The organism is Nesterenkonia flava (genome assembly GCF_031432335.1).
Taxonomy (GTDB): Bacteria; Actinomycetota; Actinomycetes; order Actinomycetales; family Micrococcaceae; genus Nesterenkonia; species Nesterenkonia flava.
This window is the reverse complement of record NZ_JAVKGT010000017.1, coordinates 1-21,704: the sequence shown is the minus strand read 5'-3', so window position 1 is coordinate 21,704 and position 21,704 is coordinate 1. Positions and strand designations below refer to the sequence as shown.

The following is a 21,704-nucleotide window of genomic DNA, read 5'->3' as shown; positions in this document are numbered from 1 at the left end:
TGCCGGCACAAGCACGGGCGGGGCGCAGTCTGGTGACTGCGCCCCGCCCGTGCGGACAGTATCGGGTTTATTTGCGGCGCTTGCGCTTCTCGCGCACCCGCATCTGCACCTCAATCGGCGTACCGGTGAAGTCGAAGGTCTCGCGCAGCCGGCGAGTGATGAACCGGCGGTAGCCCGGGTCCAGGAAGCCGGTGGTGAAGAGAACAAACTTCGGCGGCCGCGAAGCGGGCTGGGTCGCAAAGAGGATGCGGGGCTGCTTGCCTCCTCGCACCGGGTGCGGGTGGGCTGCCACGAGCTCGCCCAGGAACGCGTTAAGACGCCCGGTGGAGATACGCTGCTCCCAGTTGGTGAGCGAGGTCGTCAGCGCCGGCGCGAGCTTGTCCTTGTGCCAGCCGGTCTTCGCGGAGACATTGACCCGCGGCGCCCAGGCCACATGACCGAGATCGCGTTCAATCTCACGCTCCAGGTAGTACCGGCGCTCCTCATCCAGCAGGTCCCATTTGTTGTAGGCCAGCACCAGGGCTCGACCTGAGTCCACGGCCATCTGAATAATGCGGACATCCTGCTCAGAGACGGGTTCGTCCACGGCCAGGAGTACGACGGCGACCTCCGCCTTGTCCAGGGCGCGCTGGGTACGCAGCATGGCGTAGTACTCGGAGCCCGAGGCCATGTGCTGGCGACGCCGAATGCCGGCGGTGTCCACGAAGCGCCACTGCTCTCCGCCGAGTTCGATGAACTCATCCACGGGGTCACGCGTGGTACCGGCGACGTTGTCGACGACGACGCGTTCGGACCCGGCGAGCTTGTTCAGCAGCGAGGACTTCCCCACATTGGGACGCCCCACGAGCGCCACACGCCGGGGCCCGCCCAGCGGAATGAGGCCTCCATGCTGAGCGGTTTCCGGCAGGGCCTTCATGGCGGCGTCGAGCAGGTCTCCGGTGCCGGTGCCGTGCAGGGCTGAGATGGGGAAGGGCTCCCCCAGTCCGAGGTTCCACAGGGGGTAGACCTCGCTCATCTGCGCCGAGGAGTCGATCTTGTTGGCCGCCAGCAGCACGGGCTTCTTCTTGCGCCGCAGCATCTTGACCACGGCCTCATCCACCGCGGTTGCTCCCACGAGACCGTCCAGCACAAAGATCACCGCGTCAGCCTCATCCACGGCGATCTCCGCCTGCTCGGCCACCCTCTTGTGGATTCCCTTGGCGTCGGCTTCCCAACCGCCGGTGTCCACCAGCGTGAAGTCTTTGCCGTTCCATTCGGCGTCATAGGAGACGCGGTCGCGGGTCACGCCCGGAACGTCCTCCACCACGGCCTCGCGTGAGCGGATAATGCGGTTGACCAGGGTGGACTTGCCCACATTGGGCCGGCCCACAATCGCCAGCGCGGGTGGGGCGGGCACAAAGGGAGTCTCGAAGTCGTCGTCGTCCTGGAGACTCAAGAGAGCGGCGTCTTCGTCATCCAGATCGTAGTCCTCCAGGCCGGCACGCAGCGCGGCAGCGCGCGCCTCGGCCTCATCCTCAGAGATGGCGGCAAGGCGCTCGGCAAGCTTGTCGTCCTCCACCGCGGGGGTGTAATCCTCCTCGCTGGCCATCAGAGGGCTCGCTCGGTGACGTGCTCGTCGGCGGGGGTGTGCGCCACGGCGCCCTGGCGGACGTCGTCGATGCGGGTAATGAGTGAGTTCACAGTCTCCTCGAAAGTCAGGTCGGAGGAGTCCAGCACGGCGACGCCGTCTGCTGCCTCGGTGAAGTTGGAGGCCTTCGAGTCCTTCTTGTCACGCTCGAGCACCTGCCGGCGCAGGGCCTCCTGGGTCTCTGCCGCCCCGGAGGCGGCCTCAAGCTGAAGTCCGCGGCGGCGCAGGCGCGCCTCAGCGGAAGCGGTGAGCAGCACGCGCACTTGGGCGTCCGGTGCCACCACCGTGGTGATGTCGCGCCCTTCAGCCACAATGAATCCGGATTCATCGATGATGCGGCGCTGGGCGTTGATGAGCAGCTGCCGAGCCTTGCGGTTGGTAGCGACCTCGCTGACGGCCTCCGAGATACGGGGCTCTCGGATGGCCTCGGTCACGTCGGTCTGGTCGACGCAGATGATCTGGTGCTCAGGATCCGTGGAGATGTTCAGCGGAAGCTCTTCCACGGCGACCGCCACGGCGTCCTCGTCGTCGAGATCGACCTGCTGGTCCAGGCAGTACCAGGTGGCGGCCCGGTACATGGCGCCGGTGTCCAGATAGTCTGCCCCAAACTGCGTGGCCACGGCGCGGCAGACGCTGGACTTGCCGGAGCCCGAGGGGCCGTCCACGGCAATGATCAGCCTGTTTTTCACGAAAGAACTACCTTCCATCCCATATCAGTCAGTGCTTGGGCCAGCTCGTCGCGCCGACCCGGCAGCACGGACACTTCCACCATACCTACCTGGTGGCCGGCGGAGTGCTCCATGCGCAGGTCCTCGACGTTGACGCCGGCCTTTTCGACGTCGTTGAGGACTGCGGCAATCTGTCCCGGCCGGTCATCGACGATCACGGTGACCACCGCGAAGGACTGCGGCGGCGCCCCGTGCTTGCCCGGCACACGCGCCACGCCGCTGTTGCCCTCGGAGATGAGCTGAGCGATATCGGCTTGTCCGCCCGGCGCGGTCGGATCCTCCAGCGTACCGATCAGGCGCTCCACATCCGCGCGCAGCTCATAGAGGATCTCCACCAGCGGACGCGAGTTGGCCGAGAGGATCTGCACCCAGAGACCCGGGTCGCTGGCGGCGATCCGGGTGACGTCGCGCAGCCCGTTGCCGGCGAGCGCCAGTGCTGAGGCCGGCGCATCCTGCAGCCGCGAGGCGACCAGAGAGGCCGCGACCTGGGGCAAGTGGGAGATCAGGGCGACCGACTCATCGTGCTTCACCGGATCCATACGGTGGACGCTGGCGCCCAGAGTGCGGGCCAGGTCGACGGCGGTACTGATCGCCTCCTCCGAGCTCAGCTGCTGGGCGGTCTCGGGATCCGTGGCTGGGCAGATAACCCACGGCATCGAGGTGAACAGCTCGCCGCGGGCCGCCACAGGACCGGACTTCTCGCGTCCGGCCATCGGGTGCGTGCCGACGTACCGGGTGAGGTCCCCACGAGTCAGTCCCGCAGCCGCCGGAGCCTGGGCGTCGCCGGTCTGAGCCAGCAGCTGCTGAAGAATCTGGGCTTTGACCGAGGCGATGTCCAGCACCACCGCCCGAGGATAGGTAATCAGTGCAGCGGCGACCTCCGTTGCCGTAGCCTCCGGGGGCGCAGCAACCACCACAACACCGGGATGCGGAGAGTCCTCGGTGAGCCTGGTGCCGGCTCCGATGTCCTGCGCGATGGCCTCGGCAGTGCCGGAGGGATCCGAGAGCAGCACGTGGTGACCGGCAGCGCGCAGACCCAGACCGATGCTGGCCCCGAGCAGACCGGTGCCGCGGATCAGCACCGGACCGTTGGACAGCACACTCATGGAGCACCTCCGGCGAGGTCCTTCAGATGTCCGATCTCCTGAGCGCCGAGCTCCCGGACCGTGCCCTGGGGCTGGTCACCTATGGTGATGCGGCCGATTCCGGTGCGTACCAGTCGTTTCACGGGGTGGCCGATGTGGTCGAACATGCGACGGACGATGCGGTTGCGCCCTGAGTGCAGCGTCACCTCCACCATGGTGCGCCCACGTGCGGTGCCGAGAATCCGGCAGGTGTCCGCCGCAATCGGACCATCCTCGAGCTCGATGCCGTCGAGCAGCTGCTTGACCGTCTGGCGGCTGACGTTTCCGGCGGCCTCCACCAGGTAAGTTTTGGGCACCTCGTAGGAGGGGTGGGTGAGGCGATTGGTGAGATCGCCGTCGTTGGTCAGAAGCAGCAGGCCCTCGGTCTCATAGTCCAGCCGTCCCACATGGACCAGGCGTGCTCTGCGCTGGTCCTCGGTGAGGAAGTCGCTCAGGCACCTCCGGCCCTCTGGATCGCTCATGGTGGACATCACCTTGGCGGGCTTGTTCAGCATGACGTACTGGTGGGCGACGTCGAGGTTGACGCGCACTCCGTCCACATGAATCACGGCACTCTGAGGGTCCACGCGCACTCCGGGTTCCACAATGACCTTGCCGTCCACGGCCACACGACCTTCGGCGATGAGGTCCTCGCAGACTCGCCGGGAGGCGACTCCCGCCTGGGCGAGGACCTTCTGCAGGCGCACCCCTTCCGGGTGATGGACTGCCTCGAAATTCGCCTCGGCCTCGTCGGCCCGGACCTTGGCTCGCACGGGCTGGGCGGCGATGAGCCGCCCGGGCTTCTCCGAGGCGAAGGGACCTCCCGTCTGCCCGGGGTTCGGTGTGCGGGCGGCACGCGCAGCACGTGGCGCCGCAGGCTTCCCGCGGCGCTTTCCCGAAGAACTCATGCAGAAGATTCTACGTTCTCCTCGAGGTCCTCCACGCCGGGCAGGTGCGGCGAGAGCTTCGGCAGATCCTCCAGAGAGTCCAGTCCGAGCCGTTCCAGGAACTCACCGGTGGTGACGTAGAGGGTCGCGCCGGTGACGGGGTCAGTACCCGCGGTGTCCAGCAGCCCTCGCTGGACCAGGGTACGCACGACGCCGTCCACATTGACTCCGCGAATCGCCGCAACGCTTGAGCGCGAGACGGGCTGGCGGTAGGCGATGACAGCGAGGGTCTCCAAGGCAGCCTGGGACAGGCGCGAGGTCTGTCCGCCCAGCACAAAGGCCGAGACCTGCTCCGCATAGCGCAGGCGCGAGTAGTAGCGCCAGCCTCCGGCGATCTCGCGCAGCTCATAACCTCGTTCGCGCCCGCCCGCAGTCCCGTCCGCCTCAGCTTTCAGCTCGTCCAGGATCACCTGCACCCGGTGCTCGGGAATGTCGACGGCCGCGGCCAGCTCGGCCGGGGTCACCGGCTCCTCGACCACCATCAGGACCGCCTCCACGGCGGCCAGCTCGCTGCTTGTCCCCGCGGCGGAGTGCTCCTGTCCATCGCCGGCCTGGTTCAGCTCCGTCTGCTCGGGCTGCCCCTCCGGGCGGCCCGGGGTCCCCTGCTGGTTCACGTCGCGTCATCCTCCTCAAGTCGGGCGGCAGCCTCCGCTCCGGCGTCGGCCCCCTGAGCTTCGCCGGTCCATGTCACCGTCAGCTCGCCCAGCGGACTCTCTTGCGTGAAGTCGATCTGTCGGTCTCGGAAAAGTTCCAGCAGCCCCAGGAAGCGCACGACGACGACCAGGCGGTTCTGCGCCTGGGCCGTCAGCTCCGCAAAGCTCGCCCTCCCACTGGCTTGGAGCTGAGCGGTCATGGCGACCATCTCTTCCCGAACATTGACCGCATGGGCATGAAGGTGTTCCAGCTTGACGTGATCGGGCTCGATCTCCTGACGCAGGAACGCGCGTTCGGCCAGTGCCTTGAGGTCCTCCGCGGTCGTGTTCCAGACCAGCTCGGGCAGCAGCCCTGCGAGGTCGGGGTGCTCACCGGCTCGCCGGGGGAACCTGCCAGCGTTGTCTGCGGCGGCAGTCTCGATGTGCTCGGCAATCTGCTTGAATGCGCGGTACTGGAGCAGCCGGGCGAAGAGTAGGTCCCGTGCTTCGAGGGCTGCGATGTCCTCCTCCGACTCGACTTCGGCGCCGGGCAGCAGCTGGGCGATCTTGAGGTCCAGCAGAGTGGCGGCCACGAAGACGAAGTTGGAGGATTCGTCCAGCGCGCGGCTGGGCTCCAGCGTGCGCACGTACGCGAGGAACTCGTCTGTGACTTCAGCCAACGCCACCTTGGTGACGTCCATCCGGCGCTTGGCGATGAGTCCCAGCAGCAGGTCGAAGGGACCGTCGAAGCCCTCCAGGGAAACGCGGAACCCGGAGCTGCTCTCGGGCTCCACCTCGGAGACAGCCTCCGCGGCCACTGCTACGGCGCACCTCCCCGGGCGATAAGCTCCCGGGCGAGCTGCCGATAGGCCTTGGCCCCATCGTGCTTCTCGGCGTAGTTGGTAATGGGCTCTGCTGCCACTGTGGCGTCGGGGAACTTCACCGAGCGCTTCACCACGGTCTCAAACACCTTCTCGCCGAAGGCCTCCACGATGCGCTGGATCACCTCTTTGGCGTGGGTGGTGCGCAGATCCACCATGGTCACCAGCACTCCGTCGATCTCCAGGTCCGGATTAATTCGGTCCTGAACCTTTTCGATCGTGTCCTTCAGCAGGGCGACCGCACGCAGGGCGAAGAACTCAGCCACCAGCGGGATCACCACTCCGTGGGCCGCGGTCAGGGCGTTGACGGTCAGCAGGCCCAGAGAGGGCTGGCAATCGATGATGACGACGTCGTACTCGTCGCGGACCTGCCGCAGCGCCCGTTCCAGGACCTGCTCGCGCCCCACCTCGGTGACCAACTGCACCTCGGCGGCGGAGAGGTCAATGTTCGCCGGTAGGAGGTCCACGCCCGGCACGTGGGTGGAGATGACGGCGTCGTGAACCGTTACGTCCCGCTCCATGAGCACGTTGTAGACGGTCACATGCAGATCGTGGGGGCTTGCCCCGAGACCTGCCGAGAGCGCGCCCTGGGGGTCGAAGTCGACCATGAGAACACGGCGTCCGTACTCGGCGAGCGCCGCGCCCAAGTTGATGGCGCTGGTGGTCTTGCCTACGCCGCCCTTCTGATTGACCATCGCGATGATGCGCGCGGGCCCGTGGGAGTCGAGCGGGGGCGGTACGGGGAAGTCGTGCTTCGGCCGGCCGGTGGGGCCGATGATCGCATCACCGTGAATGGTGAAGAGCTCCCTCGGCTGCTCAATCACTGGCCTCTGCCTTTCTCGCACGTGGTCGTTGGACAACTCGACCAGATTACCCCGCCGGGGATTTCAGGCAAGAGGCGAAGGTTTCAGCCGTACTTGAGCACCTGGCTCACGGCCGCAGCACCGGCGTGATCGCCTCGATGACCGAGGCGTCCTCAATGGTGGAGGGGATGCGGTAGTCCTCCCCCGCGGCGATCTGTCGCATGGTCTTGCGCAGGATCTTGCCGGAGCGCGTCTTGGGCAGGGCCTCGACGACGGCAACGTCCTTGAAGTCGGCTACCGCTCCGATGGTCTGGCGCACCAGCTCCCGTAACTGGTGACGAAGCTCGTCGTGATCAGGAGCATCTCCGGATTTCAGCACCACGTACCCGGCGGCCCTCTGACCCTTGAGCTCGTCGGTCAGACCGATGACGGCGCATTCGGCAACGGCGGGGTGCTTGGCGAGCGCGGCCTCCATCTGGCCGGTGGATAGCCGATGCCCGGCAATATTGATGATGTCGTCAGTGCGTCCCATGACAAAGACATAACCGTCCTCATCGATGTACCCGGAGTCTCCGGTGGAGTAGTACCCCTCGAAGGCGCTGAGGTAGGAGTCGATGAACTGCTGCTCGCTGCCCCACAGCCCCGCGAGCGTCCCCGGGGGCATAGGCAGCTTGATGGCCAGATTGCCCTCCCGTCCCGCCGGCAGCTCCTGACCGAGCGGATCGAGCACCCGCACGTCGTAGCCGGCGGCCGGCAGGGTGGCCGACCCCTCTTTGATGGGCAGTTCCTCGATCCCCACAGGGTTCGCGCAGATGGGCCAGCCGGTCTCGGTCTGCCACCAGTTGTCCACCACCGGCACCTTCAGAGCCTGTGCGGCCCACCGCTGGGTTTCGGGGTCCAGCCGCTCCCCGGCGGCGAAGAGATAGCACAGCTCACTGAGGTCGTAGTCCTCCACCAGGCGGGCATGTGGATCGGCACGGCGGATGGCACGCAGCGCTGTCGGGGCGGTGAACAGGGTCTTGATTCTGTGCTCCTGCACCAGGCGCCAGAAGGCCCCGGCGTCAGGAGTTCCCACCGGCTTCCCCTCGTAGAGCACAGTCGTGGCACCGGCCAGCAGCGGTGCGTAGACGATATAGGAGTGTCCCACCACCCATCCGACGTCGCTGGCCGTGAGGATCGTCTCCCCGGGCCCGATGTCGAAGATGGCAGAGATCGACCACGCCAGGGCGACTGCGGTGCCACCCTGATCCCGCCACACTCCTTTGGGCTTTCCCGTGGTCCCAGAGGTGTAGAGGATATAGAGCGGATCGGTGGCCGCCACCGTCACCGCCCCTGCTCGCGGCGCGCGCGAGAGCAGGTCCTGCCAGTCATGCCATCGGCTGGAAATCTCCGGCTCCGCCGACAGATCCCCCAGCCGGGTGCTGAAACCTTCCCGTTCCAGCACGACGACGTCTGCCACAGCATGTTCTGCCAGCTTCAGCGCCTCGGCCACTGCGGGAAGGTACTCGACCCTCCGGCTGGGCTCAATCCCGCCGGAGGCGGTGAGCAGCACCTTCGGCTGGGCGTCATCGATGCGCGTGGCGATCTCGCGCGCCGCAAACCCGCCGAAGACCACCGAATGCACCGCGCCCAGGCGCGCACACGCCAGCATGGCGATGGGAGCCTGCGGGATCATCGGGAGGTAGATGATGACCCGGTCTCCTCGGCCCACCCCGCATTGGGCCAGCATGCCTGCAGTCCGTTCAACTTCCTCGGTGAGCTCGGCGTAGGTGTAGGTGCGGCGTTGCCCGGTCATCGCCGAGTCGTAGATCAGAGCGGGCTTCTGTGCTCGCCCTGCCTCCAGATGTCGGTCCAAGGCACTGACGGTGATGTTCAGCTCTCCGTCGGGGAACCATCGATACGTGGGGGCTGCGGAATCGTCCAGCGCCCGCTGCGGGGGCTTGCTCCAGTCCACGGACTCAGCGGCGCGTAACCAGAAGGTCTCCGGATCCTCCAAGGAGTCCGCGTACAGCCTTCGATACCCGGAACTGGATGTGGTGCTGGACCGCATAGCGACCTCCTGATAAACGCTCTGACACTAGGCGCTGCTGACTTCAGGGTATGACGCGCATCACATGAAGTAAAGAGTTGTGTATACACACAACCAAATATTCCCCACGCCATCTGGGATCTATCGACGGTTTTCGAGTTCTGTGTATACACTGAGGCCATGCGAGCAAGTGATCTGGCCTACACCCGGCTCCGTGAGGAGATCATTCAGGGAGACCTCTCTGCAGGGACAGTGCTGGCAGAGGTTGAGCAGGCTCAGCGGATCGGTGTCTCGCGCACCCCGGTGCGCGAAGCGTTCTCGCGCCTGATCGCTGAGGGGCTGGCTGCGCAGGCAAAAGGCCGAGGCACCGTGGTAAGCGGCCTTTCCCTCGCCGACATTGACCACCTGTTCGAGCTCCGGATCCCTTTGGAGACCCAGGCCGCGCGACTAGCCGCCGAACGCGGTGAGCCTGCGACCTTTCTGCATCTGGCCGAGGAGTTCGCTGCGGTCTCCGCGAGCACCGACGCCGAAGAGCACTATCGGCTGGCTGCCCGTATGGATGCTGCCATCGACGAGGCGGCAGGCAATGACTACCTGCGCGCGGCTCTGCAGACGATGCGCCTGCATCTGGTGCGGGCTCGCCGGCTGGCGAAGCGTCAGCCCTCGCGCCTGGCGGACTCAGCCGGTGAGCATCGGCAGATCTGCCTGGCCATCGCCTCCGGCGATCCGGAGATGGCGGCGGCCGCAGTGGGGCTGCATCTGCGGCGAAGCCTGAACTACATCACCACGAAGAACACCGCAGGTAACCGCGGCACCGTTGAGGACAAGGAGAAGCACCTCTCATGATCGAGCACACCGTGCGGGTCTACCGTAGCGAAGAGAACCTGGTCCGCGAGGACCAGCTGGCCCATAAGATCGCCAAGGTGGCCGTGGACCCGGTGCCGGTGGAGCCCGACGTCACGCAGATGGTGATCAACCGGATCATCGACAACGCCGCAGTGGCCGTGGCCTCGCTGAACCGTGCTCCCATCGTGGCCGCGCGCGCCCAGGCACTCTCTCACCCCGTCTCCACCGGCGGCAGGGGTGCAGGGGTCTTCGGTGTCGCCTCTCCCACCAGCCCGGAGTGGGCCGCCTGGGCCAATGGGGTCGCGGTGCGCGAGCTGGACTTCCACGACACGTTCCTCGCGGCCGACTACTCCCACCCCGGGGACAATATCCCGGCGATCCTGGCTGTGGCCCAGCACACCCAGGCCTCCGGGGCAGACCTGATCCGCGGCATCGCCACCGGCTATGAGATCCAGGTCAATCTGGTGAAGGGGATCTGCCTGCACAAGCACAAGATCGACCACGTCGCCCACCTGGGCCCCTCTGCGGCAGCCGGGCTGGGGACGCTGCTGGGACTGGAGACCGAAACAATCTTCCAGGCGGTGGGACAGGCCCTGCACACGACGACGGCGACCCGTCAGTCCCGCAAGGGTGAAATCTCTACGTGGAAGGCCCATGCCCCGGCATTCGCCGGGAAAATGGCAGTCGAGGCAGTGGATCGGGCTATGCGAGGCCAGACGTCGCCGGTGCCGATCTATGAGGGCGAGGATGGAGTCATCGCGTGGCTGCTGGACGGCCCCGAGGCCCAGTACACCGTGCCGCTGCCGGCAGAGGGCGAACCGAAGCGAGCAATCCTGGACACCTATACCAAGGAGCACTCGGCGGAATACCAGGCGCAGGCCTGGATCGACCTGGCGCGCAGACTGCACCACGAGCATCCCCAGGCCGCCGACCCTGACCAGGTAGAATCGGTGCGGATCCGCACCAGCCACCACACCCACTTCGTCATCGGCTCCGGCGCCAATGATCCTCAGAAGTACAACCCCAGCGCCTCACGGGAAACCCTGGACCATTCCATTCCCTATATCTTCACCGTGGCCCTCCAAGACGGCACCTGGCACCACGTGGACTCCTATGCGCCGCAGCGCGCAGCCCGTCCTGACACCGTGGCGCTGTGGCAGAAGGTCACCACCGAGGAGGACCCCGAGTGGACCCGGCGCTACCACTCGCTGGACATCTCGGAGAAGGCCTTCGGCGGGTCAGTGGAGATTCGCCTGCGCAGCGGAGAGGTCATCACCGACGAGATCGCCGTCGCCGATGCTCACCCTCTGGGTGCCCGCCCCTTCTCCCGGGACCAGTACATCACCAAGTTCCGGACCCTCTCCCAGGGGCTAATCACCGACGAGGAGGCCGATCGATTCCTGACGGCCGTGCAGAACCTCGAAGCCCTTGGCCCCGGTGAACTCGGGGCCCTGGACCTCGTGGCCGCCGACGGCGTGATCGACCTGGCTGCTGCACCGAAGGGACTGTTCTGATGCTCTACTCGACCACAACGCCCGCGCAGAAGCGTCAGCGTCTGCGCGAGATCCTGGTCCCCGGGGCGGGCCGCCAGTTTCCCGGCACCTTCACTCCCCTGTCCGCACCGCTTATTGAGGAAAAGGGCTTCGACGGGCTCTACGTCTCGGGGGCCGTGCTGGCCAACGAGCTGGGCCTGCCGGACATTGGACTGACCACGCTCTCCGAGGTGGCGCAGCGGGCCGGGCAGATCGCCCGGCTCTCAAACCTGCCCACCCTCGTGGATGCAGATACCGGCTTTGGAGAGCCGATGAACGTGGCCCGCACCGTCCAGGAGTTGGAAGGAGCGGGCCTGGCAGGTTGTCACATCGAAGACCAGTTCAACCCCAAACGCTGCGGCCATCTCGATGGGAAGAGCGTGGTGGACGCCGAGACGGCGACTAAACGTATCAGGGCCGCAGCCCAGGCACGCAGGGACGAGAATTTCCTGCTGATGGCGCGCACCGATATGCGTGGTTCCTACAGCTTGGACGAGACCATCGACCGGGCCAGGATGCTGGTGGCCGCCGGGGCGGATGCCATCTTCCCCGAGGCCCTGAAAGACCTCGAGGAATTCCGTACTGTCTGCCGCGCCCTGGATGTGCCGGTGCTGGCGAACATGACGGAGTTCGGCAAGTCCGAGCTTTTCACGCGACGGCAGCTGGCCGAGGCCGGTGTTGCGCTGATCATCTATCCGGTGACATCCCTGCGTTCGGCCATGGGCGCGGTGGAGCGCACCCTTGACGCCCTGGCGGCCGACGGGACCCAGGCCTCACAGGTCGATCAGATGATGACCCGCGCCAGGCTCTATGAAGTGGTCGACTACGCCGGTTATTCCGCCTTCGACGACGAGGTCTTCACCTTCGATGTTCCCTAAGGTCTCGCTGTTGCCCTATCGCTGATGTCAATGGAGACACCCACCCGAGAAGGAGCCCGCCATGAACGACAACGAAGTCCGCAAAGGCCTCGCCGGCGTCATCGCCGATTACACGAGCATCTCGAAAGTCAACCCTGAGACCAACTCGCTCCTCTACCGCGGCTACCCGGTCCAGCAGTTGGCCGAGCAGCTGAGCTTCGAGGACGTGGCCCTGCTGCTGTGGACAGGCCAGCTGCCGACACCCCAGGAGCGTGAAGAATTCCTCCAACTGGAACGCGAGCACCGGGATCTGGACGAGAACGTCCGCAGCGCCATCGACCTGCTCTCCACCGACTGCCATCCCATGGACGTGGGACGCACCGCGGTCTCCGTCATCGGCACCAACCACCCTCTCGCGGCTGATTCCTCACCCGAGGCGGAGCTGATCAAGGCGAAGGAGCTTTTCGCGGCGTTTCCCGCCGTCGTCGCCTATGACCAGCGACGCCGGCGTGGACTGGATGCGGTCCCCCCTCGGTCGGATCTGGACTATTCGCAGAACTTTCTGTGGATGACCTTCGGTGAAGAGGCGGCGCCCGAGGTAGTTGACGCGTTCCGCGTATCCATGGTGCTCTACGCCGAGCATTCCTTCAACGCGTCGACCTTCACCGCCCGTGTAGTCACCTCCACGCTGTCTGACCTGCACTCGGCGGTCACGGCGGCGATCGGCGCGCTGAAAGGCCCCCTGCACGGCGGAGCGAACGAAGCCGTGATGCACACCTTCGAAGAGATCGGCATCGAGGATGAACCCGCTGCCGAGGCCGCCGCGCGTGCCAGGGCGTGGCTGGAGCAGGCGCTGGCAGAGCGCCGCAAGATCATGGGCTTCGGCCACCGGGTCTATAAGAACGGTGACTCGCGGGTACCCTCCATGAAACGCGCCCTGGATGCGATGGTTGCCCATTACGGCCGCCAGGAGATCATGGGTCTCTATGACGGCTTGCAGGACGCGATGGAGGAGGTTAAGGGCATCAAGCCGAACCTCGACTATCCGGCAGGCCCCACCTATCACCTGATGGGATTCGACACGGAGATGTTCACCCCGCTGTTCATCGCCTCCCGGATCACCGGGTGGACGGCCCACATCATGGAGCAGCGGAGCGCGAACTCACTGATCCGTCCGCTGAGCATCTATCGGGGCCCGGATGAGCGGAGTCTGCCACCGGTCGCGGCCGCTGCCTGAGCGCACCAGCTGATCAGGCATGCTGGGCGCGGGGATGTGCAGTGAGGTACTGCTCCCACAGGCTTTCCGCCGTCACCTTCGTATAGATCTGTGTGGTGGTCACAGAGGCGTGGCCCAGCATCTCCTGGACCGTGCGCACATCCGCACCGCCTTCGAGCATGTGGGTCGCACAGGAGTGCCTGAGCGTATGGGGCGAAACATCGGTCTCAATCCCTGCTGCCGCTGCGCTCTTCTGAAGGACGGTCCACGCCGACTGGCGTGAGAGTCTTCCGCCGAGCTTGTTCAGGAATAGCGCGGGGCTGCTGCGCCGGGCTGTACGGGCACCTCGGGCGGCGGCCTCGGCAAGGGACGGCCTGCCCGCGGTGAGGTAGTCACCGACGGCCCGCCGCGCGTAGCGGCCCAGCGGCACCATGCGCTGCTTGTTCCCCTTGCCGGTGACTCGGACAAGCATCACCTCCTCGTCGGAGTCGTTGCCGGCGAGATCATGAAGATCGTCCACGTCCAGGGAGACCGCTTCGCTGATGCGGGCTCCGGTGGCATAGAGGAACTCCAGCAGAGCCCGGTCCCGCAACCCCAGGGGGGTCGCGGGACTCGGAGCCTCCAGCAGGTCTGCGACCTGCTGGCTGGTGAGTGCCTTGGGCAGCGTCTGAGCCAGTTTGGGGGCGCTGAGCTCCCGGGCCGGGTCGTGCGTGGTCCGGCCCTCCTGTGCCCAATAGCGATGCAGGCCGCGCACCGAGGCGAGCACTCGTGCCGCCGACCGTTCGGAAAGCGGGATGCTGCCGTCACTGCCGTCACTGAGCAGACGGAGGAAGTCAGCGATGTGTCCGGTCTCAATCGCGGCGGGTGAGGTTAATCCCCTGCTGCCCAGATACTGCTCATAGCGGCGCAGATCGCGCTGATAGGCCGCCAGCGTGTTGGGACTGGAGCCCCGCTCAACCCGCAGATGGTCCAGGTAGGAGCCGATCTCACCCGCCAGCGACGTCAGGCTCACCGAGCCTCTTGACGGTCCAGACCTGCCTTGATGAGCCCGGCGAACAGCGGGTGCGGGTTGGTGGGCCGGGACTTCAGCTCAGGATGCGCCTGGGTGGAGACGTAGTAGGGATGGACGTCACGAGGAAGCTCCACGAACTCGACCAGTTTCCCGTCGGGGCTGGTTCCGGAGAACACGAGCCCCGCCTCCGAGAGCTGCTCGCGGTAGGCGTTGTTGACCTCGTAGCGGTGACGGTGCCGCTCGGAGATCGCGGTGGAGCCGTAGGCCTCGGCCACCACCGATCCTTCCAGCAGCGAAGCGTCGTAGGCGCCCAGTCGCATGGTGCCGCCCAGGTCGCCCTCGCCGGAAACGATGTCCTTCTGCTCGGCCATCGTCGCGATGACGGGGAACTTGGTCTCGGGGTCGAACTCTGTGGAGTTCGCCTCTGCGAGTCCGAGTACGTTGCGGGCGTACTCCATCACCATGGTCTGCAGACCCAGGCACAGGCCCAGGGTGGGGATGCCGTTCTCGCGGGCATAGCGCAGGGCACCGATTTTCCCGTCAAGGCCGCGAACTCCGAAGCCCCCGGGCACGCAGATCGCATCGACACCGGCGAGGGCCTTGGCCGCGCCCTCCTCGGAGGAGCACAGGTCCGAGGCCACCCAGCGGATCTTGGTGCGGGCGTTGTGCGCGAAACCGCCGGCGCGCAGCGCCTCGGTGACCGAGAGGTAGGCGTCGGGGAGATCGATGTACTTGCCGACCAGCGCTACCTCGACCTCATGGTCGGGGTTGTGCACCACGTTGAGCAGACGGTTCCACTTGGACCAGTCCACGTCCTTGAACTTCAGGTCCAGTGCCTGGACGACATAGGCATCGATGGCCTGCTTGTGCAGAATTCGCGGGATGTCATAGATGCTCGGCGCATCGGCGCAGTTGATGACGGCGTCGGCGTCGACGTCGCACATACGGGAGATCTTGCCGCGGATGTCCGCGGGGAGCTCCCGGTCGCTGCGCAGCACGATGCCGTCGGGCTGGATGCCGATCGAACGCAGGGCCGCTACCGAGTGCTGGGTCGGCTTGGTCTTCAACTCCTGGCTGGGACCGATGTAGGGCACCAGCGAGACGTGAAGGAAGAAGACATTCTCACGGCCGATGTCCTGGCGGATCTGCCGAGCGGCCTCGAGGAAGGGCTGGGACTCAATGTCCCCGACGGTGCCGCCGATTTCGGTGATGATGATATCCGGAGTGCCACCGGCTGACTCTGCGGGCAGGCGCATGCGGCGCTTGATCTCATCGGTGATGTGAGGGATGACCTGGACGGTGTCGCCGAGGTAGTCTCCCCGCCGCTCCTTCTCGATGACGGAGGAGTAGATCTGACCGGTCGTAACGTTATTGACGCCGTCGAGGTTCTCGTCAAGGAAGCGCTCGTAGTGACCGATGTCCAGATCGGTCTCTGCGCCGTCCTCGGTGACGAAGACCTCACCGTGCTGGAAGGGGTTCATGGTCCCCGGGTCCACATTGAGGTAGGGATCAAGTTTCTGCATGACCACGGAGAGTCCGCGGGACCGCAGAAGGTGCCCCAGAGAGGAGGCCGTCAGACCCTTGCCGAGCGAGGAGACCACACCCCCTGTGACAAAGATCTGTCGAGTTGTGAAGGGGCTGTTCTGGTTCCTGGATGAATTGCGCTGCACCACGGGGTTCAAGCCTATCATTCGCGGGTCTCTGCTCGCGCCGCCTCAAGGAGCTCGGCGGCGTGGGCACGGGCGGTGTCGGAGTCCTCGTGGCCGGCCAACATACGGGCCAGTTCACCGATGCGCTCCTGGTGGGTCAGGGGCCGCACGTCGGAGGCGGTGAAGCCTGCCCCGTCGGCGGCGGATTGGTCAGAATTCTTGTAGACACGAATGTGTTGATCAGCATAGGCGGCGACCTGGGGAAGGTGGGTGACCACAATCACCTGGGCGTGACGGGCCAGCATCGCCAGGCGGCGGCCGATCTGGACCGCTGCCTTGCCGCCGACCCCGGCATCCACTTCGTCGAAGATGAACGTGGTCGCCGGAGCTTTCTCGGCCAGCACGACCTCCAGGGCGAGCATGACGCGGGAGAGCTCACCGCCTGAGGCACCCTTCCCCAGCGGCAGCGGCTGCGCCCCCGCGTGGGGTGCCAGCAGGAACGCGACGTCATCTGCCCCGTGACGGGTCAACTCCGAGGCGGCGACGACGTCGACGACCAGCCGGGCATGGGGCATCGCCAGGGCAGCCAGCTCCTCCCCCACCGCTTCGGCCAGCCGCTCGGCCGCCGCCAGCCGCGCCTCACGCAGCTCATCGGCCTGCTCCCAAAGCTGGGACTCCAGAGCCTGCACCTGACCGGTGAGCTCTTCGATGCGGTCCTCGTCGCTCTGCAGCGTCATCAGCCGAGTCCGGGAGTCTTCGGCCCAGCGCAGGACAGTGTCGATATCAGGACCATAGAGCCGGAGCAGCCGGTCGATGTCCGCGCGGCGCTGATGGACCTGCGCCAGCCGCTCGGGTCCCGACTCGTCAAGTCCCGCCGCGTACAGACCCAGCTGACCAGCAGCGTCGCTGAGCAGAGTAGAGGCCTGCGCCACCTGGGACGCAATGGCGGCGAGCTCCTCATCCTGGTCCGTCTGAGCGTTCAGCGCCGATGCCGCCGCCTCCGCAAGCTCCACAGCATTAGGACCGGGCTCGACCACCTCAGCGGCGTCTGCCCCCGCCAGCGCGGACTGGGCGGTGCGCGCGGCCTCCCGCAGAGCTTCGATGTTCTCCAGCTTCAGGGCCTCGGCCTTGAGCTGATCATCCTCACCGGGGGTGGGGCTGATCTCATCGATCTGCTCCAGGGCCTGCTGCAGTTGCTCCGCTTCGCGGCGACGCTCCCGCTCGTTGGTGGTGATCTCCTGCAGCTCCGCGGAGAGCTGCTGCCACTGCGCAAAGAGCTCACGGTAGCGGTCCAAACGCTGCCGAAACTCCGTCCCCGCGTAGGAGTCCAGCGCGCGGCGCTGGGCGCTGGCGGACTTCAGCCTCAGCTGGTCGCTCTGCCCGTGAACCGTCACCAGTTCAGCACCGATGCCGCCCAGCACGGAGACGGGCACGGCGCGGCCAGAGACGCTGGCACGGCTGCGGCCCTTGCTGCTCAAAGCCCGGCCCAGCAAGAGGGTGGCGGGGGCCTCGGCGTCGTCGTCGTTCTCCTGCTCGTCCTCCAGGAGGGCGCCGGCCTCCTCGGCGAGTCGCAGGGCCCGATGGCCGGGACGCACCGCCACTTCCGCGTCCACGGTGGCCTTGGAGGCACCGGCTCGGATTGCAGAAGCCTCGGCGCGGGCTCCCAGCAGCAGCCCGAACGCCGTCACGACCATGGTTTTGCCGGCACCTGTTTCACCGGTGACCACGTTGAATCCGGAGGCCAGTTCAAGGTCAGCGCGCTCAATGACGCCCAGGTCACTGATGGTGACATGCTCAATCATGCGTCCTCCTCTCCGCGGTCCAGTTCCTGACCCACGCTGCTGTGGTGCTGCGGCACACGGTTGGAGGCATCGACGGGGCCTCGCCATCCGGTGGTGGGGAGGTTGAACTTGTCGACCAGGCGCTGGGAGAAAGGAGTCTGGTTGACCCGGGCCAGCAGCACTGGCCTGTCGGAACGGGTGACCTCCACGCGGGAGCCGGCGGGAAGCTGCATGGAGCGGCGTCCATCGCACCAGAGGACGCCTTCTTCGTCGTCGCGCTGGAGGACTTCCACGCCCATGATGGAGTCCGGATCCACCACAAGCGGTCGGGCAAAGAGCGCATGGGCAGAGATCGGCACCATCACCAGGGCCTGGACTTCAGGCCACACGACGGGCCCTCCGGCGGAGAAGGCATAGGCGGTGGACCCGGTCGGGGTGGCCATCACCACGCCGTCGCAGCCGAAGGTCGACACGGGGGCGCCGTCGATCTCGATGACGAGCTCGATCATGCGCTCACGGGAGTCCTTCTCGATGCTCGCCTCGTTCAGCGCCCAGCTGGAGCCTACGTGCTGCGCTCCCTGCCAGACCTGAACGTCCAGCGCCATGCGGCGTTCCACGATGTAGTTCTGCTCCACGACCCACTGCACAGAGGCATCGAGCTCTGTGCGCTCGGACTCGGCGAGGAAGCCGACGTGCCCGAGGTTGACGCCCATGAGGGGCAGATCTGCCTCGCGCACAAGGTCTGCCGCACGCAGGATGGAGCCGTCGCCGCCCAGGACCATGCCGACTTCGCAGTCCTCCAGCGGCACCTCGTCCTCCGCGACGGCCACAGGGATGTGAGCGAGCTGTGCAGAGTCAACGGCAGCGATGGATGCGATATCACGAGCCAGCATCACCGGTCGCAGTCCTGCAGAGTGCAGCCGCTCGGCCACCGTCACCGCGGCCTCCACAGCATCCCGGCGCCCGGTATGGGCCAGCACGAGAACCTTCCGTGTCATCGGCGCCTCCTTGGCAGTCGTGGTGCGAATCGAGGTCGAACGGTGAGGCGCAGCAGGCACATTGTGCCGCCGCTCCGGCTCAGTCTGCGTAGCGGACCGCCTCCAGCCTATCGCTCACGTGGGACGGAAGGGCTGACTTCTTCTCAGCTGCCCGAGGCCTGGGTGTCGCGGCCTCGGCCTGCGGGGTCTCGGGAGCGCGCAGGTGCAGGAAGAACTCGGCGTTGCCGTCCTGACCGGGCAGAGGGGAACGGACGGCGCCCCGGAATTCAAGACCGAGGTCCAGTGCTTCGGTGACGACGCCGAACACCGCCTCCTGGCGCAGCTGCGCACTGGTGACGACTCCGGTGCGGCTGAGTCTCTCTCGCCCGATCTCGAACTGCGGCTTGACCATGAGCAACAGGTCGGCACTCGCAGCTGCCTGGTCCCGCAGAGGCCCCAGCACGAGCCGCAGGGAGATGAAGGACAGATCGGCCACGATCAGGGAGAACGGCTCCCCCAGGTCCCCAGGAGCAATATGGCGCAGGTTCAGGCCCTCCCTGTCGGTGACCCGAGGATCCTGCCGCAGCGAGTCCACGAGCTGCCCGTGGCCGACGTCCACGGCGGTGACCTCGGCCGCGCCTGCGCTCAGGAGCACCTGAGTAAAGCCCCCTGTGGAGGCACCCGCGTCCAGGCAGCGCCGTCCGGCGACGACGACGTCGTCGAAAGCCTCCAACGCGCCGAGCAGTTTGTGCGCAGCACGACTCACCCAGGGGTCCTGGTCCTGCACGCTGATCTGTGCGTCGGCAGAAACGCTTGCGGAGGGCTTTGTCACTGCGGCGCCGTTGACACGGACCTGCCCCGCGGAGATCAGCTGGGCTGCCCGGGTTCGGCTGGAGACGAGGCCTCGTGAGACTAGTTCCTTATCGAGTCGCTGTCCGGACATGGGCCCTACTCGCGCGCGGTCTTCTCGAGACGACTGCTCAGCTCGCGGTGCAACTGCTCGGACGCACGCACTTGCTCCTCCAGTGCCTCGAGAGTGAGCAGCTCGGGCTCCACGGGCGGCTCCACCGAGGCCTTACGGCCTTCCGCCGCAGGCTGTTCAGACATCAGCTGGGCTCCGGTGGTCTCCGCTGAAGAGATCGTCAAGGGTTCTCAGTACCCACTCCGGACGCTCTTCCCCGGTGGCCGCGGCCGCCTGCTGCGCGGTGCCTATGCCGGTGAGCACCAGCGCAGTGGTAAAGCCAGCACGATTGCCGCCGATAATGTCGGTATCGATCCGGTCACCGATGACCAATGGAGATCTCAGGTCCAGTGCCTGTGCCGCCTGGGCGAACATGACCGGCTGCGGTTTCCCCGCCGCCAGGGGGCGAGTCCCCGTGGCGCGACCAACCGCCTCCACGAGCGCACCGTTACCCGGAGCGATGCCGCGATCCCGGGGCACGCTGTGATCGAGGTTGGTGGCGAACCAGAGGGCCCCCTGATTGACCGCGTAGGACGCCTCCGCAAGGTCTGGCCAACCCAGCGTCGGCTCGAACCCCTGGATGACTGCCGCAGGTTGGTCGCTGGCGCTAGCCGCGACGGTGTAGCCGGCGGCCGCGACCTGCTCCTTCAGGTACTCACTTCCCGTCACCAGCACGGCTGCCGGAGCCGGGACGTGCTCGGCCAGCAGCGTCACCCCTGCTGACACGGAGCTGTAGACCTCATGCTCCTCGGCAGGGATGCCGAGTTCCCGCAGGTGCGAGGCGATCTCGGCGAGGGAACGCGAGGCATTGTTCGTCACGAAGGCCACGGGAAAGCCACGCTGTTTCAACCTCTTCAGTGCTTCGGGAGCCCCGGGCACAGCTGCTGGACCGGCGTAGAGGACACCATCGAGGTCGAAGAGGAAACCGTCATGTTCCTCGACCAACGGCACAGTGGGCATCGGGGAATGGGCGGCGGAAGACGTCACAGCACGTCCTTGACCTTGGGAAGCGGCTCGCCGCCGTCCTCGTCATCATCAAAGTCCATGATCTCAGGCTCCTCGAAGGCGCCCACGCCCAGCGCACGCTCAGCAACGGCCACATGTGCCTGCCAGCGCCGTGCCTCCTCAGTACGTCCCAGTTGTTCAAGGACACCGGCGTACGCCGCGTAGAGACGCGGAGAGAAGCTGAAGGCACGTTCAAGACTCAGCTCAGGAATCTCCAGTGCGGATGCTGCGGATGCTGGATCACCAAGGTCTTGATGTGCTCCTGCTACGACCATGGCCATCTCCGCGCGAGCGGCACCGGTCAGCTTCTTTGCCTCGGCGTCCTCTGCGAGCTCCACCGCCTTCTCCGGCTTCCCCAGTCCGCGGAGGCAGTCCGCCTGCACTGGCAAGTGCGTGTGATCGCCGCTGATCCGGCGATAAGTGCGCAGTTCGCGTAGCGCCTCGTCGTAGTTACCCGCGGCATAGGCGGTCAAACCCACCGCCTCACGCACCACCGCGAGACGCCCTCCGCGACGGGAGGCCGCTAGAGCATGCTCGAAGGCCAGCTTGGGTTCAATATCAATCAGCCGGCCGGCCATGACAAGATGCTTGGCCACCCATTTCCGATTCGTATCGTTGAGCGTGCCTAACTGACGCGCCGCTTCGCGATCGAGCTCCTTGCCGGTGACGTCCTCGTCGATCTCCGGCGAACGACCCCGCTCCTCAAGGTTGGACCGCCGAAGGTCTCGGGGATTGCGCTCAGGACGCCCACGGGGGGCGCTGTCCCGACCTGAGCGGTCCCACTCGGAGCCACCGCGCTGTGCCGGCTTGCCCGCACGCTCACGAGGACTCCCACCACGGGGTGAACGCTCTGACGCGTTACGATCACGGGCAGGGCGTCCGCGCTGCGGACGGTCGCTGGAGCTGCGCTGATTCATAGGGCCTTCTCGATTCGTCACCGGACTAGGATACTTGGGCTCCCCGGGCGCTGCGGAGAACCGTTTGGGCATGCAGAAGAGCCGAGACTGCTGAATCGTCATTGATCCAACTGTCTCGGCTCTTCTTTCAATGTGTGTCCGGCGGTGTCCTACTCTCCCACACACTCCCGTGTGCAGTAC

20 protein-coding genes are annotated in these 21,704 nt (G+C 66.2%); 4 read left to right on the top strand and 16 right to left on the bottom strand.

Annotation, left to right across the window (positions count from 1 at the left end):
* Nucleotides 1–67 precede the first annotated feature (67 nt).
* From der to RH857_RS07720, 8 genes are all read right to left on the bottom strand, one after another.
* Nucleotides 68–1,588, bottom strand: a complete 1,521-nt coding sequence (gene der, locus RH857_RS07755; RefSeq protein ID WP_310537403.1) for a ribosome biogenesis GTPase Der — start codon at nucleotides 1,586–1,588, stop codon at nucleotides 68–70.
* Complete coding sequence (gene cmk, locus RH857_RS07750) at nucleotides 1,588–2,334, bottom strand: (d)CMP kinase (RefSeq protein ID WP_374761136.1); 747 nt, start codon at nucleotides 2,332–2,334, stop codon at nucleotides 1,588–1,590. Before cmk ends, der begins: the two co-directional genes overlap by 1 nt.
* Complete coding sequence (locus tag RH857_RS07745) at nucleotides 2,313–3,461, bottom strand: prephenate dehydrogenase (protein ID WP_310537401.1); 1,149 nt, start codon at nucleotides 3,459–3,461, stop codon at nucleotides 2,313–2,315. The genes cmk and RH857_RS07745 overlap by 22 nt, the downstream gene beginning before the upstream one ends.
* Nucleotides 3,458–4,387: a pseudouridine synthase gene (locus tag RH857_RS07740; RefSeq protein ID WP_310537400.1), complete on the bottom strand. Its 930-nt coding sequence runs from the start codon at nucleotides 4,385–4,387 to the stop codon at nucleotides 3,458–3,460. Before RH857_RS07740 ends, RH857_RS07745 begins: the two co-directional genes overlap by 4 nt.
* Nucleotides 4,384–5,040 (bottom strand): SMC-Scp complex subunit ScpB, encoded by a 657-nt coding sequence (scpB, locus tag RH857_RS07735; protein ID WP_374761135.1) that lies wholly within the window; start codon nucleotides 5,038–5,040, stop codon nucleotides 4,384–4,386. Before scpB ends, RH857_RS07740 begins: the two co-directional genes overlap by 4 nt.
* Complete coding sequence (locus RH857_RS07730) at nucleotides 5,037–5,876, bottom strand: segregation and condensation protein A (RefSeq protein WP_310537399.1); 840 nt, start codon at nucleotides 5,874–5,876, stop codon at nucleotides 5,037–5,039. Before RH857_RS07730 ends, scpB begins: the two co-directional genes overlap by 4 nt.
* 2 nt (nucleotides 5,877–5,878) lie before the next feature.
* Nucleotides 5,879–6,763 (bottom strand): ParA family protein, encoded by an 885-nt coding sequence (locus tag RH857_RS07725; protein WP_310537398.1) that lies wholly within the window; start codon nucleotides 6,761–6,763, stop codon nucleotides 5,879–5,881.
* Between the two features lie 106 nt (nucleotides 6,764–6,869).
* Entirely contained in the window at nucleotides 6,870–8,792 is a 1,923-nt protein-coding gene (locus RH857_RS07720; protein WP_310537397.1) for an AMP-binding protein, read from the bottom strand.
* A 159-nt stretch (nucleotides 8,793–8,951) separates the two neighbouring features.
* Between RH857_RS07720 and RH857_RS07715 the strand changes: the two genes are divergently transcribed.
* The 4 genes from RH857_RS07715 (at nucleotide 8,952) to RH857_RS07700 (ending at nucleotide 13,243) form a co-directional block, all read left to right on the top strand.
* The gene (locus RH857_RS07715; protein ID WP_310537396.1) at nucleotides 8,952–9,617 is read left to right on the top strand and encodes a GntR family transcriptional regulator; all 666 of its coding nucleotides are present in this window, start codon (nucleotides 8,952–8,954) and stop codon (nucleotides 9,615–9,617) included.
* Nucleotides 9,614–11,131 carry an MmgE/PrpD family protein gene (locus RH857_RS07710; protein ID WP_310537395.1) on the top strand — a complete coding sequence of 506 codons (1,518 nt, stop codon included), beginning with the start codon at nucleotides 9,614–9,616 and terminating at the stop codon, nucleotides 11,129–11,131. Before RH857_RS07715 ends, RH857_RS07710 begins: the two co-directional genes overlap by 4 nt.
* Complete coding sequence (prpB, locus tag RH857_RS07705) at nucleotides 11,131–12,027, top strand: methylisocitrate lyase (protein ID WP_310537394.1); 897 nt, start codon at nucleotides 11,131–11,133, stop codon at nucleotides 12,025–12,027. The genes RH857_RS07710 and prpB overlap by 1 nt, the downstream gene beginning before the upstream one ends.
* 61 nt (nucleotides 12,028–12,088) lie before the next feature.
* Nucleotides 12,089–13,243 carry a bifunctional 2-methylcitrate synthase/citrate synthase gene (locus tag RH857_RS07700; protein ID WP_310537393.1) on the top strand — a complete coding sequence of 385 codons (1,155 nt, stop codon included), beginning with the start codon at nucleotides 12,089–12,091 and terminating at the stop codon, nucleotides 13,241–13,243.
* 13 nt (nucleotides 13,244–13,256) lie between these two features.
* Here the strand turns inward: RH857_RS07700 and xerD are convergent, their stop codons facing one another.
* From xerD to RH857_RS07660, 8 genes are all read right to left on the bottom strand, one after another.
* Entirely contained in the window at nucleotides 13,257–14,234 is a 978-nt protein-coding gene (gene xerD, locus RH857_RS07695) for a site-specific tyrosine recombinase XerD (RefSeq protein WP_310537392.1), read from the bottom strand.
* Entirely contained in the window at nucleotides 14,231–15,925 is a 1,695-nt protein-coding gene (gene pyrG / locus RH857_RS07690; protein ID WP_310537391.1) for a CTP synthase, read from the bottom strand. The genes xerD and pyrG overlap by 4 nt, the downstream gene beginning before the upstream one ends.
* Complete coding sequence (recN, locus tag RH857_RS07685; protein ID WP_310537390.1) at nucleotides 15,922–17,685, bottom strand: DNA repair protein RecN; 1,764 nt, start codon at nucleotides 17,683–17,685, stop codon at nucleotides 15,922–15,924. Before recN ends, pyrG begins: the two co-directional genes overlap by 4 nt.
* The gene (locus RH857_RS07680) at nucleotides 17,682–18,662 is read right to left on the bottom strand and encodes an NAD kinase (protein ID WP_310537389.1); all 981 of its coding nucleotides are present in this window, start codon (nucleotides 18,660–18,662) and stop codon (nucleotides 17,682–17,684) included. The genes recN and RH857_RS07680 overlap by 4 nt, the downstream gene beginning before the upstream one ends.
* 79 nt (nucleotides 18,663–18,741) lie before the next feature.
* Nucleotides 18,742–19,584 carry a TlyA family RNA methyltransferase gene (locus tag RH857_RS07675; protein WP_310537388.1) on the bottom strand — a complete coding sequence of 281 codons (843 nt, stop codon included), beginning with the start codon at nucleotides 19,582–19,584 and terminating at the stop codon, nucleotides 18,742–18,744.
* Nucleotides 19,585–19,589: 5 nt separating this feature from the next.
* On the bottom strand, nucleotides 19,590–19,748 hold the full coding sequence (locus tag RH857_RS07670) for a hypothetical protein (RefSeq protein ID WP_310537387.1): 159 nt from the start codon (nucleotides 19,746–19,748) through the stop codon (nucleotides 19,590–19,592).
* Nucleotides 19,741–20,589 carry an HAD-IIA family hydrolase gene (locus RH857_RS07665; RefSeq protein ID WP_310537386.1) on the bottom strand — a complete coding sequence of 283 codons (849 nt, stop codon included), beginning with the start codon at nucleotides 20,587–20,589 and terminating at the stop codon, nucleotides 19,741–19,743. Before RH857_RS07665 ends, RH857_RS07670 begins: the two co-directional genes overlap by 8 nt.
* The gene (locus RH857_RS07660; protein ID WP_310537385.1) at nucleotides 20,586–21,524 is read right to left on the bottom strand and encodes a tetratricopeptide repeat protein; all 939 of its coding nucleotides are present in this window, start codon (nucleotides 21,522–21,524) and stop codon (nucleotides 20,586–20,588) included. The genes RH857_RS07665 and RH857_RS07660 overlap by 4 nt, the downstream gene beginning before the upstream one ends.
* Nucleotides 21,525–21,704: the final 180 nt, after the last annotated feature.